At 66.7% G+C, this 16,262-nt stretch carries 15 protein-coding genes; 7 read left to right on the top strand and 8 right to left on the bottom strand.

Annotated elements, in window-relative coordinates; translation table 11 throughout:
• Positions 1-98 precede the first annotated feature (98 nt).
• Both AC5P88_RS18595 and AC5P88_RS18590 read right to left on the bottom strand, forming a co-directional pair.
• Positions 99-1,064: a sodium:calcium antiporter gene (locus AC5P88_RS18595; protein ID WP_495225733.1), complete on the bottom strand. Its 966-nt coding sequence runs from the start codon at positions 1,062-1,064 to the stop codon at positions 99-101.
• A 75-nt stretch (positions 1,065-1,139) separates the two neighbouring features.
• Complete coding sequence (locus tag AC5P88_RS18590; protein ID WP_495225732.1) at positions 1,140-1,751, bottom strand: hypothetical protein; 612 nt, start codon at positions 1,749-1,751, stop codon at positions 1,140-1,142.
• Positions 1,752-1,876: 125 nt separating this feature from the next.
• Between AC5P88_RS18590 and AC5P88_RS18585 the strand changes: the two genes are divergently transcribed.
• A complete protein-coding gene (locus tag AC5P88_RS18585) occupies positions 1,877-2,416 on the top strand; it encodes a hypothetical protein (RefSeq protein WP_495225731.1) in 540 nt (179 codons plus the stop codon).
• A gap of 359 nt (positions 2,417-2,775) precedes the next feature.
• Here AC5P88_RS18585 and hmgA read toward each other — a convergent pair whose 3' ends face one another.
• Together hmgA and hppD are read right to left on the bottom strand one after the other, a co-directional pair.
• The gene (gene hmgA, locus AC5P88_RS18580) at positions 2,776-4,083 is read right to left on the bottom strand and encodes a homogentisate 1,2-dioxygenase (protein ID WP_495225730.1); all 1,308 of its coding nucleotides are present in this window, start codon (positions 4,081-4,083) and stop codon (positions 2,776-2,778) included.
• A 102-nt stretch (positions 4,084-4,185) separates the two neighbouring features.
• Positions 4,186-5,298, bottom strand: a complete 1,113-nt coding sequence (gene hppD, locus AC5P88_RS18575; protein ID WP_180836308.1) for a 4-hydroxyphenylpyruvate dioxygenase — start codon at positions 5,296-5,298, stop codon at positions 4,186-4,188.
• 129 nt (positions 5,299-5,427) lie between these two features.
• Here hppD and AC5P88_RS18570 point away from each other — a divergent pair, with 129 nt between their 5' ends.
• A complete protein-coding gene (locus tag AC5P88_RS18570) occupies positions 5,428-5,922 on the top strand; it encodes a MarR family winged helix-turn-helix transcriptional regulator (RefSeq protein ID WP_010482680.1) in 495 nt (164 codons plus the stop codon).
• A 377-nt stretch (positions 5,923-6,299) separates the two neighbouring features.
• Positions 6,300-7,349, top strand: coding sequence for a PDDEXK nuclease domain-containing protein (locus AC5P88_RS18565; RefSeq protein ID WP_495225729.1), 1,050 nt, complete (start codon positions 6,300-6,302; stop codon positions 7,347-7,349).
• Positions 7,350-7,445: 96 nt separating this feature from the next.
• Here the strand turns inward: AC5P88_RS18565 and AC5P88_RS18560 are convergent, their stop codons facing one another.
• The 4 genes from AC5P88_RS18560 to AC5P88_RS18545 all read right to left on the bottom strand — a co-directional run bounded on the left by AC5P88_RS18560 (position 7,446) and on the right by AC5P88_RS18545 (position 11,968).
• A complete protein-coding gene (locus AC5P88_RS18560; protein WP_495225728.1) occupies positions 7,446-8,585 on the bottom strand; it encodes a hypothetical protein in 1,140 nt (379 codons plus the stop codon).
• Between the two features lie 207 nt (positions 8,586-8,792).
• Positions 8,793-9,392, bottom strand: coding sequence for a thioredoxin family protein (locus AC5P88_RS18555; protein WP_111113266.1), 600 nt, complete (start codon positions 9,390-9,392; stop codon positions 8,793-8,795).
• 19 nt (positions 9,393-9,411) lie between these two features.
• On the bottom strand, positions 9,412-10,911 hold the full coding sequence (locus AC5P88_RS18550; RefSeq protein ID WP_286074394.1) for a peptide MFS transporter: 1,500 nt from the start codon (positions 10,909-10,911) through the stop codon (positions 9,412-9,414).
• Between the two features lie 181 nt (positions 10,912-11,092).
• The gene (locus tag AC5P88_RS18545) at positions 11,093-11,968 is read right to left on the bottom strand and encodes a tryptophan 2,3-dioxygenase (RefSeq protein ID WP_495225727.1); all 876 of its coding nucleotides are present in this window, start codon (positions 11,966-11,968) and stop codon (positions 11,093-11,095) included.
• Between the two features lie 335 nt (positions 11,969-12,303).
• On the opposite strand from AC5P88_RS18545, the gene pdhA reads away from it, so the two are divergent.
• From pdhA to AC5P88_RS18525, 4 genes are read left to right on the top strand one after another with little or no spacing between them, the layout of a single operon-like run.
• The gene (gene pdhA, locus AC5P88_RS18540) at positions 12,304-13,386 is read left to right on the top strand and encodes a pyruvate dehydrogenase (acetyl-transferring) E1 component subunit alpha (RefSeq protein WP_049428059.1); all 1,083 of its coding nucleotides are present in this window, start codon (positions 12,304-12,306) and stop codon (positions 13,384-13,386) included.
• Complete coding sequence (locus tag AC5P88_RS18535) at positions 13,379-14,446, top strand: alpha-ketoacid dehydrogenase subunit beta (protein ID WP_019338598.1); 1,068 nt, start codon at positions 13,379-13,381, stop codon at positions 14,444-14,446. Before pdhA ends, AC5P88_RS18535 begins: the two co-directional genes overlap by 8 nt.
• Before the next feature lies 1 nt (position 14,447).
• Complete coding sequence (locus tag AC5P88_RS18530) at positions 14,448-14,801, top strand: SH3 domain-containing protein (protein ID WP_005411349.1); 354 nt, start codon at positions 14,448-14,450, stop codon at positions 14,799-14,801.
• On the top strand, positions 14,798-16,189 hold the full coding sequence (locus tag AC5P88_RS18525) for a dihydrolipoamide acetyltransferase family protein (protein ID WP_286074396.1): 1,392 nt from the start codon (positions 14,798-14,800) through the stop codon (positions 16,187-16,189). Before AC5P88_RS18530 ends, AC5P88_RS18525 begins: the two co-directional genes overlap by 4 nt.
• The last annotated feature ends 73 nt before the right edge of the window (positions 16,190-16,262 follow it).

Here is a 16,262-nt window from a genome sequence, read left to right as displayed (position 1 = left end):
CTGTACGGGTGGGTGCCGACCGTTGGTCGGCACGTCATCGGTGGTAGGTGCCGACCTTGGTCGGCACGGCACCAACCGCATCCACGCATGGCGTGGATCTACATGGCCGGGGCGCCCACCAGCAGCATTTCCAGCACGAACCAGCCGACGAACGCGACCAGCAGGATCGCGCCTTCACCGCGGCTGACCTTCAGGTCGCCACGCAGCATCGGGTACAGCACCAGCGCGAACGCCAGCAGCGCAGGCAGCTCCAGGCGCACGAACGAGGCCGGCAACGCCAGCGGCTGCAGCACTGCCATCGCACCAATCACCAGCAGCAGATTCACCACGCTGGAACCCAGCACGTGGCCCAGCACCATGTCGCCATGCCCGCGACGCGCGGCGGCGATGGCGGTGGCCACCTCCGGCAGTGCAGTGCCGATCGCCACCGGCAGCAGGCCGACCAGCAGGGGCGTCCAGCCCAGGGCTACGCCGAAGTCCGCGGCGGCGCCCACCACCAGGCGCGCGCCCCAGTACAGCGTCAACGCGGCAATCAGCACGCGCAGCACGTTCAACGGCAGGCTCGTGCGGCTCAGCGCGGATTCGGCAATGGCTGCCTGCACCTCCGCGCCTTCGCTGCGGCCACGGCGCAGCAGCACCACCTGCACCACGATGAAGCCGGCCACCAGCACGCCACCTTCCCAACGCACCAGACGGCCATCCAGGCCGAACAGGATCAGCAGTACGCCAGCCGCCAGCAGCGACCACCACAGCACCGTCTGCAGGCGCGCGCGCAGCAGCAGCGGTGCGGCGATGGCTGCCGCCGCCAGGGTCAAGCCCAGGTTGACGATGCTGCTGCCCACCGCATTGCCCAATGCCAGCTCCGGCTGGCCGACAGCCAGCGCGCGCGCGTTGACTGCCAGTTCCGGCAACGAGGTGGTCACCCCGAGCAGCAGCAGGCCGGCGGTGAACGGGCTGGCCCCGAAGCGCTGGGCCAGGCCGGACACAGCCTTGACGATGGAGTCCCCGCCCAGCGCCAGCAGCAGCAGGCCAAGCAGGAACCAGGCAATGGCAATGGCGATCATCGAGCACTCCCCCAGCGGTCGTGGCGCGATTCTACGCGTGGCCCACCCGTTGCGGGTGAGCCACGCTTGCGGTGGTCACAGGCAGCCTTCCACGTAGTCCACCTGCGGGGTCTGGCCGACCCGCCATCCGTCAACCTTGCCATCGCGGGACAGCGAGAAGTCGATGATGGCCGCGCCGTCCTGTGCCGGGCGCACGCGCAGGTGCTGGGCCTTGTCGTCGTACTTGTCGGGACCGACGTCGGCGCGCTCGGGATACAGCAGCTGCAGTTCACCCAGGGTCATGCCGACCTTGCCGCCGCCCGGGGCGACAATGCCGGTGCTGGTCACTTCGTAGCGCACCAGCTTGCGGCCCTCGATCATCAGACGCGGGTCCTCGGCCCCCTGCGGGTGCAGGTAATAGCACTCGTCGCTGCTGTCGTCGGCCGGCAGTGGCTTGCCGGCCGCGTCAGTGCCCAGCCCCTGCAGCGGCGTGCCGAAGCCGGTGCGGACCTCGGCGATGCCGGCACCCAGCTTTGCGCCAGCGAAGCCGTCCAGGCGCGCCGGGCCCTGTTCTACGGCCGGTGCAGGCACGGCAGGAGCAGGAGCGGCAGGTAAGGGAGTCGCATCAACCGCGGCGGGCGCCTCGGCGGTGCGGTTGCAGGCGGCAAGTGACAGCAACAACAGACCGGCAATCGGAAGGTGCTTCATCGGTGCGGTTCCCTGGCACGAAGGTGGCTGCACGCTAGCGCAATGAGCGTGCAGGCGCTGCATTGTCATCGCCGTTTCATCGCCCTCGTTCAGGCTCGGCGTGCACCGACTTGGCTGTCCCTTCCATGCAACCGCGCAAGACCGATCTCGCCCGAACCGCGCTGCAGGCCCACCGCGCGCCGCTGGACATGCGCCAGCGACGGCTGCTGATCCTGTGCGACGGCCAGCGCACTGTTGCCGACCTGACCGGCCTGCTCGGCCAGGAGGCCCCGGCGATGGTGATCCAACTGGTGCAGGCGGGCTATCTTGCGACCGGCACGGCAACGGTGGCGGCGCCCCTTCACGCGGTTGCAGAACCGGTCAATACGGCACCGGTGAAAGTGCCAGCGACCACCACCGCCACGCCGGTCGAACGTCGCCGCTCGCTGGTAGCGGCGCGCATCTACGTGCTGGGCATCCTGGAAATGCAGCGGCATCCACAGGCAGCGGCGCTGTTCCGCGACCTGCAGCAGGCGCGTGCGGGGGATGAGGTACTGCAGCGGCTGCAGTCGGCAATGCAGTTGCTGCCCGCGCTGACTTCGGATGGCTATTGCCAGCGCGTGCGGCAGCGCCTGCTGGAGGCATTGCCATTGGAGCATTGCGACGCGTTCGCCGAGGTGGCGTAAGCGTAGGATACGGAGGCAATCATCCACGCATGGCGTGGATCTACTGCTTCATATCCCGACCGCCTTTCGGTAGATCCACGCCATGCGTGGATGCGGTTAGGATCCGTGCTGACCAAGGTCGGCACCTACCACGGGCGGCGTTCGGTAGATCCACGCCATGCGTGGATACGGTCAGGATCCGTGCCGACCAACGGTCGGCACCCACCGAGGGCTGCGTTCGGTAGATCCACGCCATGCGTGGATGCGGCCAGGATCCGTGCCGACCAAGGTCGGCACCTACCGAGGGCTGCGTTCGGTAGATCCACGCCATGCGTGGATGCGGTCAGGATCCGTGCCGACCAAGGTCGGCATCCACCAAGCTAGCGGGTTGACCGGAAATTGTTGCGCAGGCCGTTCCAGCACTGCTGGTAATCGCCCTGGCGGTGGCCGGCGGCCAGCGCCTGTGCGGTCGGGCGGATCACTGCGCGGGTCTCGAACATGAAGGCCATCGTGTCCTTGATCACATCGGCCTTGGACAGATCGGCACTGGAGGCCTTGTCGAAGGTCGGCGCGTCCGGGCCGTGGCCGCTCATGCAGTTGTGCAGCGATGCACCTCCGGGCACGAAGCCTTCGGCCTTGGCATCGTACGCGCCATGCACCAGGCCCATGAACTCGCTGGCGATGTTGCGGTGGAACCACGGCGGGCGGAACGTGTTCTGCGCCACCAGCCAGCGCGGCGGGAAGATCGCAAAGTCCATGTTGCTGGTGCCCGGGGTGTCGCTGGGCGAATGCAGCACCAGGAAGATCGACGGATCCGGGTGGTCGTAGCTGATCGAACCGATGGTGTTGAAGCGGCGCAGATCGTAGCGGTACGGCGCGTAGTTGCCGTGCCAGGCCACCACGTCCAGCGGCGAATGGTCGATCGGCGCACGCCACAGGCGGCCCTCGAACTTGGCGATCAGCTCGAAATCGCCATCCACATCCTCGAACGCCGCGTGCGGGGTCTCGAAGTCGCGCGGATTGGCCAGGCCGTTGGAACCGATCGGGCCGAGGTCGGGCAGCTTCAGCAGCGCACCGTAGTTCTCGCAGATGTAGCCGCGGCTGGGGCCATCGGGCAGTTCAACGCGGAAGCGCACGCCGCGCGGGATCACCGCGATCTGCTGCGGCTCGATCTCGATCACGCCCAGCTCGGTCAGCAGGCGCAGCGCGCCCAGCTGCGGCACGATCAGCAGCTCGCCGTCGGCGTCGTAGAAGTAGCGGCCGACCATGTCGCGGTTGGCAGCGTATAGGTGGATGCCCACGCCGGCATGCGCATCAGGCGAGCCGTTGCCACCCATCGTGTACAGGCCTTCGACAAAATCGGTCGGCAGCTCCGGCAGCGGCAGCGGGCTCCAGCGCAGCTGGTTCGGCGAGGCCGGCTGTGCGCCGAAATCACACTGCAGCTGCGACTGTGCGAACGGGGTGAACTCGCCATGGGTCACCGCCGGGCGGATCCGGTACAGCCAGCTGCGGCGGTTGCTGCCGCGCGGTGCGGTGAAGGCGGTGCCGGTCAGCTGTTCGGCGTACAGGCCGTGGGCCACCTTCTGCGGTGAGTTCTGCCCGACCGGCAGCGCGCCGGCAACGGCCTCGGTGGCGAATTCGTTGCCGAAGCCGGACTGGTAGCCGCGGGCGGTGATGGCGCTGGACATGGGGGCTCCTGGGTACGGCAAAACCGGAACGGAAAGCAGCCGAGCATGGCTCGGCTCTACAGATGGGCAGGCGCCGGGACGGGCCCGGCGCTACCGATGACCTTACAGCACGCCGCGGCGGATCTGGTCGCGCTCGATGCTCTCGAACAGCGCGGTGAAGTTGCCTTCGCCGAAGCCTTCGTTGCCCTTGCGCTGGATGATCTCGAAGAAGATCGGGCCGATGCAGTTCTGGGTGAAGATCTGCAGCAGCTTGCGCTGGTGGGTTTCCGGATCGGCATCGATGAGGATCTTGTTCTTCGCCAGGCGCGGCACGTCTTCACCGTGGTTCGGCACGCGCTGGTCGATCACGTCGAAGTAGGTCTCCGGCGTGTCGAGGAAATCCACGCCCTGCGCACGCATGGCTTCAACGGTCTCGTAGATGTTCTCGGTGAAGCAGGCGATGTGCTGGATGCCCTCGCCCTTGTAGGCGTCCAGGTACTCGTTGATCTGGCTCTTCGGGTCCGACGATTCGTTCAGCGGGATGCGCACGATGCCGTCCGGCGCGGTCATCGCCTTGGACACCAGGCCGGTCTTCAGGCCCTTGATGTCGAAGTAGCGGATCTCGCGGAAGTTGAACAGGCGCTCGTAGTAATCCGACCACTGCTGCATGTTGCCGAAGTACAGGTTGTGGGTCAGGTGGTCGATGAAGGTCAGGCCGAAGCCGAACGGATGCAGGTCGGCGCCGGCGATCGGCTCGTAGTCGCCATCGAAGATGCTGCCGGCCGCACCGTAGCGGTCGACCAGGTACAGCATGCAGTCGCCGATGCCCTTGATGACCGGGGCACTGACCGCCTTGCTGTCCGGCTTGAAGGCGATGGCTTCGGCGCCGTTGCCCAGCGCGGTCTGGTAGACCTCCTGGCCCGGCTTCTTGAAGCGGATGGCGAAGCCGCAGGCGCATGGACCGTGCTTTTCGGCGAAGTCGGCGGCGAACGAATCGGGGTCTTCATTGACCAGGAAGTTGACGTCGCCCTGGCGATAGACGGTAATCGGACGCTGCTTGTGCTTGAGCACCGCGCTGAAGCCCATCTTCCGGAAGTACTCGTGCAGCTCCTGGCCACGGCCGGCCGGGGCGGCGAATTCGACGAACTCGAAGCCGTCGATGCCCATCGGGTTCTCGAAGGTGGTGACCTGCATGCCGGGGTTGGGGTGCGAGGCGGTCGGGACTGCGGTATTCATGGCGTGGCTCCGAATCGGTACCGCATCGGTACAAACCAGGTGCGGGCAGGTAGGGACCCGGCGAGAATGCAGGGTCTGGACCTACCCCTTATAGTTACACTTGAAACCACCAGCAAGGTGCACCGCAACATGAGCCCCGCCGATCCTGCCTCGACCCGCCTGCGTGCCTCGCACGTCCTGCTCGACCTGGAACAGTTCCTGCCGTACCGGCTGAGCGTGCTGTCCAACCGGGTCAGCGGCAACATCGCCAAGCTGTACGGTGATCGTTACGGTCTGGCGATTCCCGAATGGCGGGTCATCACCATCCTGGCGCTGTACCCGGGCTCCTCGGCCAGCGAGGTCTCCGACCGCACGGCGATGGACAAGGTGGCGGTCAGCCGCGCCGTGGCCCGCCTGCTGGAGCGCGGCTTCATCAAGCGCGAAACGCATGGTGACGACCGCCGCCGCTCGGTGCTGGCGCTGTCGGCAGCCGGCTTCGAGGTGTACGAGACCATCGCGCCGATGGTGATCGAGATCACCCGCAAGCTGATGTCGGTGCTGAGCGAGGAGGAGGAGCAGCTGCTGGAAAAGCTGATCCTGCGCCTGGCCGGTGATGGCCTGGAGCGGATGGGCGAAGGGGTCTGAGAAAAAGGGGGACGGAAGGAATCAAGTCGTTTGGGGCCCAAGTCGCGGGTGCCGACCCTGGCTGTTAGCAGAACAGCGGCTGGGCGATTGTCGTCCGTCCCCTTTGACCTGACGGGACCCGCTCTTTGGCGGGCTGTGGGCTGGCCGCAAGCGAGGCCATCGGACGCATTCACTTCCCGCAGATCCCGTCCTGAAGTGTCGCCCTCGCCCGCCGGCATTTCCTCATTGGCCCGGTGCGGCCCGTTTCCGCGAGGCGGGTGTATCGAAACGGGCTGATCCAGTGAATTCTCCTATTGGACTGTCCGTGTGTGCGGGCTGACGGTAAGCGTTCAACGGGTATCAGCCCGGCCATGGATCCACATCGGACGGGCTCCCTCATGGATGATTCAACGCTGCCGCATGGCGAGAAATTGCTGGACGATCTCAGAGAGCTGATCTGCGCGGCGCGCAACAGGATGCACAGGACCATCAACGCCGAGCTCACTCTGTTGTACTGGCGGATCGGGCATCGCATCCACGCTGATCAGTTGAGGGGGCGACGGGCCCGCTACGGGGAGCTTGCCTTCACCCGGATAGCCAAGGCGCTGACGACCGAATTCGGTACCTCCTTCGGTGAGAAAAGCCTGCGCAGGATGGTGCAGTTCTCCACGGCATTTGCAGATGAACAGATTGTCGTATCGCTGATACGACAATTGAGCTGGACCCACTTCATCGCGTTGATCCCGCTGGCGGATCCGCTCAAGCGCGACTTCTATGCACAGATGGCCGCCACCGAGGGCTGGAGTGTACGCACGTTGCGCCGGCGCATCGATTCGATGCTGTACGAGCGCACGGCGCTTTCCAGCCAACCAGAGCAGACCATCGCCGATGAACTGGCAGCCCTGCGCGGGAATCAGCAGCTGTCACCGGGACTGGTACTGCGTGATCCCTACGTACTGGATTTTCTTGGCCTGAAGGACAGCTGGGACGAGCAGGACCTTGAAAGCGCGATCCTTCGCGAGATGCAGGGCTTCCTGCTCGAACTTGGCACAGGCTTCAGTTTCGTCGCCCGCCAGAAGCGCATCCAGATCGACGGCGATGACTTCCACTTGGACCTGCTGTTCTACAACCGGCGTCTGCGCAGGCTGATCGCCATCGAACTGAAGATCGGCGAGTTCAAGCCCGCCTACAAAGGGCAGATGGAACTCTATCTGCGATGGCTGGACCGCTACGAACGTGAGGACGGCGAGCAGGCACCGTTGGGCATCATCCTCTGCACAGGGAAGAAGGCCGGCCAGATCGAATTGCTGGAGCTGGACCGCTCAGGCATCCACGTCGCGGAATACCTGACCACCCTGCCCTCTCGTGAGGTCCTCAAGCAAAGATTGCAGACCGCGATGGAGCGGGCCCGGCAGCAACTGCAGGCGGCAACACCCGGCCCCCGGTAGATCCACGCCACGCGTGGATGGCGACACAACGGTGCAGCTTCGGCGGGGTCAGAGCCCTCTCCTGCGGAAAGGGATCCGACCCCGAGGCGCGCTGGGTCAGCTCAGATGCTTGCGCCGTGCGTGGATCCACGGCACGGCCAGCGCCGCGATGGCGCCACCGGCGAAGCCGAGCGAGGCGGCAACTGTGGCCGCTTCGACCGCCCCCGGTAGCGCCAGTGCCGCAGCCACCAGCAACAGTGACGGCAGGCCGACGAAGGTGCCGAGGAAGAAGTGCCAGCGCGGTGACCAGGTGTTGAGCTGCAGCAGGCTGACCGGCTGCCAGGCTTCCGACGCGGCGTCCTCGGCGATCTTCGCCACTGCCTTGGCCAGGTCCACTTCCGGCAGCGCGCGTCCCAGGCGGACGGTGGCCAGCAGTTCGGCCACGGCCTCCACCGGCGGGAAGCTGGACGGCCACGCCACCGGTGCCGGCACGCCGTAGGCGGTCAGCAGCGGCACGCTCAGCCACGGTGCCACCAGCGGGCGCATGCGACGGCGACCATGCACGCACCAGATCTGTTGCTGGCCGTGTGCGGTAACGCTGTACAGCGCCAGCTCGTTGGCGGGCGGATAGCCCAGCATGGTCACCCGTGCCGCCAGGCTGTCCTGCCCCATCGCACGCAGGAAGCCCGGGCGGCTGCGCCCTTCCTGCATCCACGCCAGGCCCAGTGCCCCAACCAGATACGCCTCGGCCACGTCCTTGCTGCCAGCGGTGGCGCGTTCGTCACTGGCCAGGTACCAGGCCAGCGATTTCGGTTCGGCGACGTCGTCCAGGCCCCAGCGGCTGTCGTCACCCAGCACATGGCGCACCGGCAGGCGCGCCGGAGCGGTCTCACCGCGCTCGCCCGGCTGCAGGAACGGCAGCACGCCCTGGATGAAGGTGGACAGCTCGATCGCACGCACGCCGTGGCCCTGCCATTCCGGCGGCAGCAGCCCGGCCAGCTGGCCGTCGGCGGCCAATGCATCGAGCCGGGACTTCTGCTCGACCAGCTTCTGTACCGCGCCCTTCAGCACCACGTTGTCGGGCAAGGCGATCTGCGGCAGGCGGTGGCGTGGCGGTGCCAGTTCAACAGCGTCCTCGCCGGTGCCGGCGTCATCCAGCAGGGCCTCCTGCGGCGGCAGGGTCACGCCCTCGCCTGCCCCACCCTCGGCCAGGTTGCTGGCGGGTTCGGGCAATCGTTCGGCGTGGTCGCTGTGCATGGGCGTTCCGGTAGGGTGCATCGACGGGATGTCGACTGAGATCCTTGCCGGTAACGGCGAGCGCGTTGCGATATTGAGATGCCGATTCCGGGAATGTGACCGCAACCACAGTAGATCCACGCCATGCGTGGATGCGACCCGACCTCAGTGCCGACCAACGGTCAGCACCCACCAGATCAGAGGCAAGCCGCCAGCCAGCGGCCGGCACTACCGGTCAGGTGCCCATTGCTTCAGGAAGGCGCTCACCCGCGCAGGCTGGAACGCCTCACCCCTGCGCAGCTCGCCGGTGGCCTGCGAGACCAGCAGGCTTCCATCGGCATCGAGCACCAGCAGGCGCGGATAGTCGTGCTCCATCACCGGGAACTGGGCGAAAAAGGCGGTGTTGGGCTGCTCGTCGCTGGCGTTGACCTTCACCCACACGTAGTGGGCATCGCGGAAGCGGCGCAGGTCGCCGTTGCCTTCCACGATCTCGTCCAGCGCATGGCAGCGGTCGCAGGCGGCATTGCCGACTTCCAGCAGGATGCGCTTCTTGCCGCGCTGGGCTTCCACCTTGGCGGTGGCCAGGTCGTCGGCGGGGTCGCGGGCCGGGTCGAACTGAGCGCCGAGCCCGGCGATGGCGGCGATGTCCGCCGCCACCGGGGTGTTGCCCGAGGCCACCGGTTCGCTGGGGTCAGCGACCGGTGGCTCGGTGGGCCGGGTATCCAGGGGCTGCGTGGGCTCGGCGGCGGCAGGCGGTTGCGGTTGGGAACAGGCGCCGATCAGCGCCGCACAGACCACCACCACTGCTCCACCGAGCTTCATGCGCATGCCATCTACCCTCTCATCGTTACTTGACGCCGTGCATCAGCTTGTTGATCAGCGGGGCGATCAGGAACAGCACCACGCCGGAGCCGATCAGGGCCCAGAACCCGAAGGTATACCCCTTCAGGGCCGACTCGACCGTCATGCCGCCTTCACCACTGACCACGCCGGCGAAGATGCCCGACAGGTTGTTGCCGATGCCGGTGGACAGGAACCAGCCACCCATGCCGAAGCCGACCAGGCGCACCGGGGCCAGCTTGGTCACCATCGACAGGCCGATCGGCGACAGGCACAGCTCACCCACCGACTGGATGACGTAGACCATGAACAGGGTCCAGAACGGGATCTTGCCGTCCACGACCATCTGCGACAGGGCGAACATCAGCAGCGCGAAGGCAGCGCCGTTGAACAGCAGGCCCAGGCCGAACTTGCGCGGGATGGACGGATTGGAACGGCCCATGGCCACCCAGATCCAGGCGATGATCGGGGCCAGGGTGATGATGGCCACCGAGTTGACCGACTGGAACCAGGCGGTCGGGAAGGTCCATTCACCGAACTGGCGGTTGACGATGTTCTCGGCCAGGAAGGTGAACGAGCTGCCGGCCTGTTCGAAGAACATCCAGAACATCACGTTGAAGGCGAAGATGATCAGCATGGCGATCACGCGGTCGCGCTGCACCTTGCCCTCGCGGATGCCCTCGATCAGCAGCACTACGGCCAGCGCGGTGAACATCGCGCCCAGGATCCAGGCCAGCGCGGTGGCGCCGGTGGCCAGCAGGAAGTAGGCGATCGGAATGGCCACCACGGCACCGATCAGCACCATGATGATGCGGCCGAAACCTTCAGCGCCGGCCGGCGGTGCGCCGATGCCCTTCAGGCCGGCACGACCGATGTAGAACCACACCAGCGAGATCAGCATGCCCACGCCCGAGGCGATGAACACGACCTTGTACGACGGCATTTCCGAGGTACCGAAGACCTTGCGGGCCAGGTACTCGGTCAGCACCGGGGCGATCATCGCGCCGATGTTGATGCCCATGTAGAAGATGGTGAAGCCGGAATCACGGCGCTCGTCCTTCAGGCCGTACAGCTTGCCGACCATGGTCGAGATGTTCGGCTTGAACATGCCGTTGCCGACGATGATCGTGGCCAGGCCGAGCTTGAAGATGTGCTCCTGCGGCAGCGAGATCATGAACAGGCCGGCGGCCATGATGACCGCGCCGGTCAGGATCGAACGCTGGTACCCCAGCACCCGGTCGGCCACGTAGCCACCGAAGATCGCCGCGGCGTACACCAGCGCCAGGTAGGCACCGTAGATGCGGCTGGCGTCGCCTTCACCGGCGGCGTTGCCGTTGTAGAACTGGGCGACGATGTACAGCACCAAGGCCCAGCGGATGCCGTAGAACGCAAAGCGCTCCCAGAACTCGGTCATGAACAGCATCCACAGCGGGCGCGGATGGCCCAGCGTGGTCTTGAAGTCCGGCAGGGCCGGCTCTGGGGTGTTCGCAGTGGCGTTTACGCTCATGCGGGTTTCCTGGTTCGGTGGATGACGAGCACGTCCGCTGTGCAGTTGGAGCAACGCGCGAGGATCACCGACTTCTGGCGTTCACGTCAAATACACGCCGTTTGAGGCAGGTGCCGGCCTGCTCGCTGAACTTGCATCTGAAACGATCCAGCCCACGGCCGGGATCCAAGCTGAATACGGATCAGCCCTGTTCTGCCGGGGGCCCGGCCTGCAGGCTGGTGCGCACCTGGAACAGCTCGGGGAAGAAGGTCAGTTCCAGCGCCTTGGCCAGGAAGCCCACCCCGGACGAGCCGCCGGTGCCGCGCTTGAAGCCGATCACCCGCATCACCGTGCGCATGTGGCGGAAGCGCCAGAGCTGGAACGCGGTCTCCAGGTCCACCAGGTCTTCGCACAGCGCGTACTCGCGCCAGTAGCGGTCGGTGTCCTGGTAGATGCGCTCGAAGACCGGCTGCAGTGCGTCGTCGGCTACATGCGGCTGGGTCCAGTCGTGGTTTTCATACACGGCCGGTACGGCGTGGCCGAAGCGGGCCAGGTACTTCAGGAACTCCTCGTACAGGCTCGGCGCCTCCAGCACGGTGCGCAGCTGCGCCTGCCCGGCCGCATCATGCTCGAACACCTGCAGCATCTGCGCGTTCTTGTTGCCCAGCAGGAACTCGATGTAGCGGTACTGCAGCGACTGGAAGCCCGACGAAGGGCCCAGCACGTCGCGGAAGCCCATGTACTCGGACGGGGTCAGCGTTTCCAGCACCGACCACTGTTCGGTCAGCTGGCGCAGCACCTGCTTGCTGCGCGCCAGCACCTTGCGGCACTGCCAGACTTCATCGCGCTGCAGGAAGCCGATTGCGGCACGCAGCTCGTGACCCAGCAGCTTCAGCCACAGCTCCGAGGTCTGGTGCTGGATGATGAAGAGCATCTCGTCGTGGTGCGGCGGGTTGGACAGCGGCTGCTGCGCGCTGAGAAGCTGGTCCAGCCGCAGGTAGCCGCCGTACGTCAGGCGCCCCTGCAGGTCGGTGTGGATGCCGGCTTCGAGATCGCGTTGGTTGTTGTCGACGGACATGGGTGCGGCCAGATCGGGGGCGGCAAGGGTAGCGCGTTGCCGCCATGCTGGCAGCCGCCACGTCCATACCGGGGCGTCCGGTTGGCCGTGGAGCATCGGCCGATGACGGGCCTGCGCGTGGAACCCCACATGCCGTTGTACTGGCGGTCAGCCAGAAGCGTATTCTGATGCTTTGCAGCAACGACTGAATACGTTGTTGTTATTGGCCCCCCACCCGCCGGCAGGGGTAAAACGGGGAATCGCCGTGTTGCGGCGCAGGAAGGCTATTCCGTACGCGTTCCTTAACATGGCGATTCATATCATTTGTAACTTCTCTGTCGAAGGTGCAGTACGCAATGACGGTTGCCGCTGAATTCAAGATCGAATACCTGCAGTACCTGGACGCGGACGGCAAGCTCGTCCGCGATGACCTGCCCGCGTCGCTGCGCGACCCCAAGGTCCTGGTACCGCTGTTCAAGCAGATGCTGTACGTACGCACGTTCGACAGCAAATCCATCGCGCTGCAGCGCACCGGCAAGCTCGGCACCTATGCCGCCTGCCTGGGCCATGAAGCCGCACACGTGGGCATCGGCGCTGCGATGCAGAAGGACGATGTGTTCGCACCGTCCTACCGCGAGTACGGCGCGATGTTCATGCGTGGCGTGCGTCCGCACGACGTGCTGATGTACTGGGGCGGCGACGAGCGCGGCAACGACTACGGCGGCAATGCGGCCAAGGACTTCCCGTTCTGCGTGCCGATCTCCACCCAGTGCCTGCATGCCGCAGGCGCCGCGCTGAAGTTCAAGCTCAACAAGGAACCGCAGATCGCCGTGGCGGTGTGCGGCGACGGCGGCAGCTCCAAGACCGACTTCTACGCAGCACTGAACTCGGCCGGCGCCTACAAGCTGCCGCTGATCCTGTGCATCGTCAACAACGGCTGGGCCATCTCGGTTCCGCGTTCGGCCCAGACCGGTGCCGAGACGCTGGCGCAGAAGGGCCTGGCCGGCGGCCTGCACTGCCTGCAGGTGGACGGCAACGACCTGATCGCGGTGCTGGCGGCCATGGAGCAGGCGCGCGAGCGTGCGCTGGCCGGCGACGGTGGCACCGTGCTGGAACTGATGACCTACCGCCTGTCCGACCACACCACCGCCGATGACGCGCGTCGCTACCGCGACGACGCCGAAGTGAAGGATGCCTGGCAGCGCGAGCCGATGCTGCGCCTGCGCAAGTACCTGACCGCCGCCGGCGTGTGGAGCGAAGAAGAAGAAACCGCCTGGATCGCCGAGTGCGGCACGCGCGTGGACGAGGAAGTGAACCTGTACCTCAACACCCCGGTGCAGCCGGTCGAGGCGATGTTCGACTTCCTGTATGCCGATCCGCCGCCGGACCTGCTGGCCCAGCGTGCCCAGGCGATCGCCCTGGAGAAGCGCCATGGATGAGATCAAGAACGGCGCGCCCGGCGCGCACACCAACGCCGCCGACAGCGCTGCTGTCGCGCGCGGAGAAGAGAGCATGACCACCACGCCGATCACCCTCATCGAAGCCATCACCCAGGCCCTGGCCTGGGAGCTGGAGCACGACCCGTCGGTGCTGGTGCTGGGCGAGGACGTGGGCGTCAACGGCGGCGTGTTCCGCGCCACCGCCGGCCTGCAGCAGCGCTTCGGCTCCGAGCGCATCCTCGATACCCCGCTGGATGAGACCACCATCGCCGGCCTGACCATTGGCCTGGCCGCGCAGGGCATGAAGCCGGTGGCCGAAGCCCAGTTCGATGGCTTCATGTACCCGATGGTCGACCATATCGTCTGCCACGCCGCACGCCTGCGTTACCGCACCCGTGGCCGCCTGCACTGCCCGATGGTGCTGCGCGTGCCGTGGGGCGGTGGCATCCGCGCGCCGGAACACCACAGCGAAGCCAACGAGGCGATCTTCACCAACGTGCCGGGCCTGCGCGTGGTGCTGCCGTCCTCGCCGCAGCGTGCGTACGGCCTGCTGCTGGCCGCGATCCGCGAGCCGGATCCGGTGATCTACATGGAGCCCAAGCGCATCTATCGCCAGTACAAGGAAGTGGTCGTCAACGACGGCGAGGCCTTGCCGCTGGACGTCTGCTTCGTGCTGCGCGACGGCACCGACGTGACCCTGGTGACCTGGGGCGCGCAGGTGAAGGAAGCGCTGGAAGCGGCCGACAAGCTCGCCGGCGAAGGCATCAGCGCCGAAGTCATCGACGTGGCCACGCTGCGTCCGCTGGACTTCGCCACCATCGCCGAATCGGTGGCCAAGACCGGTCGCTGCGTGATCGTGCAGGAGGCCCCGAAGACCGCGGGCTTCGGCGCCGAGATCGCCGCGCGCCTGGCCGAGGAATCGATCTACGACCTGCTGGCCCCGGTCGAACGCGTTACTGGCTACGACACCCACATTCCGCTGTTCCGCCTGGAAATGAAGTACCTGCCGAGCGTTGAGCGGATCGTGGCTGCAGCCAAGCGCGCGGTGGCGGCCGGCTGACATGCGGGCCCGCCTTCTGGGGGCTTACCGCAGCCAGTATCCCAACCCGCTCCGGTTCCACACCGGCCAGATCGTCGAAGTAGGTGTCCGTGACGAGGAATGGCCGGCGTTTGCCTGGGTACGCACCAACGATGGGCGCGCTGGATGGGCGCCCATCGCCTGGTTGCAGCTGCTGGACGAGGGTCGCGCCGAAGCACTGTGCGACTACGACGCCCGCGAGCTGGATGTGGAAAGCGGCGAGATGGTGAAGCTTCATCACGAACACGGTGGGTGGTGGTGGTCCGAGCGCGCCAATGGCGCGACGGGCTGGCTGCCGGCCCGCGAACTGGAACTGCTGGAAGAGAACTGCAAATGAGCCAGACCAAGAACTTCAACCTGCCCGACCTGGGCGAAGGCCTGCCGGACGCGACCATCGTCGAGTGGTTCGTCAAGGAAGGCGATGTGATCAAGCTGGACGAGCCGCTGGTCTCGATGGAGACCGCCAAGGCCGTGGTGGAAGTGCCCTCGCCGTTCTCCGGCAAGGTGCTGAAGCTGTCCGGCGGCGCCGGCGACATCATCCCGACCGGCTCGGTGCTGGCCAGCTTCGAACTGGACCCGAACCTGCCGCAGCGCGCTGATGGCCAGGACACCGGCCACAGCCATGGCCACGCAGCGCCGGCCGCGCCGGCAGCCGCACCGACCCCGCCGCCGCTGCCGGCTGCGCCGGTCGCTGCGGAAGAAGCCAAGCCCGCCGCTGCCGAACGCGATGACGCCGGTACCGTGGTCGGCGCGATGCAGAGCTCCAATGCCGTGCACGCCGAACAGGCGCTGGCCGTCGGTGGCGTCAAGGCCGTGCCGGCCGTGCGTGCGATGGCGCGCAAGCTGGGCGTGGACCTGAGCCGCGTGCCGGCCACCGGCACCGATGGCGCCGTGACCATGGCCGACGTCAAGCAGGCCGCCGCCAACGGCAGCGCCAAGCTCGGCGCTGCTCCGGCGCCGGTCGCTGCCGCCGCGTATGCCGCACCGGCCCCGGCGCAGGTGTCTGCCCCGGTGCAGAGCGAAGCCCGCACCCCGCTGTCTGCCGCTGGCAAGCCGATGCGCACCCAGCCGCCAGGCGTGGTCGCCAAGGGCCAGCCGGAACCGCTGAAGGGCGTGCGCCGCAACATGGCCCGCGTGATGGCCGACGCGCACAGCAAGGTCGTGCCGACCACGCTGAACGACGACGCCGACATCCACGCCTGGCTGCCGGGCAACGACGTCACCGCGCGCCTGGTGCGTTCGATCGTGGTGGCCGCGCAGAAGGTGCCGGCGATGAACGCGTGGTTCGACGGTGAAGCGCTGACCCGCACCCTGCACGCGCAGGTCGACATCGGCATCGCCGTGGACACCGACGACGGCCTGTTCGTGCCGGCCCTGCGCAACGCCGACATGCTCGACGCACGCGGCATCCGTGAAGGCGTCAACCGCCTGCGCGAGCAGGTCGAATCGCGTTCGATCGCCGCCTCGGAACTGAGCGGCTACACCATCTCGCTGTCCAACTTCGGCATGTTCGCCGGTCGCTACGCGACCCCGGTCGTGGTGCCGCCGTGCGTGGCCATCGTCGGTGCCGGCCGTGCCCGCCACCAGATGACTCCGGTGATGGGCGGCGTGGAAGCGCACAAGGTGATCCCGCTGTCGGTCACCTTCGACCACCGCGCAGCCACCGGCGGCGAAGCCGCACGCTTCCTGCGCGCGATGATGGACGACCTGGCGCTGGCCAGCTGATCGGTGGGTGCCAACCTTGGTTGGCACATGAGCTGGAGAAACGCCGGGCACTGCCCGGCGTTTTTTTGTGCCC

This window comes from Stenotrophomonas sp. YJH_SMC_8, from assembly GCF_059371315.1.
The sequence above is the reverse complement of the archived record's forward strand: the minus strand, read 5'-3'. Positions and strand labels throughout refer to the sequence as shown.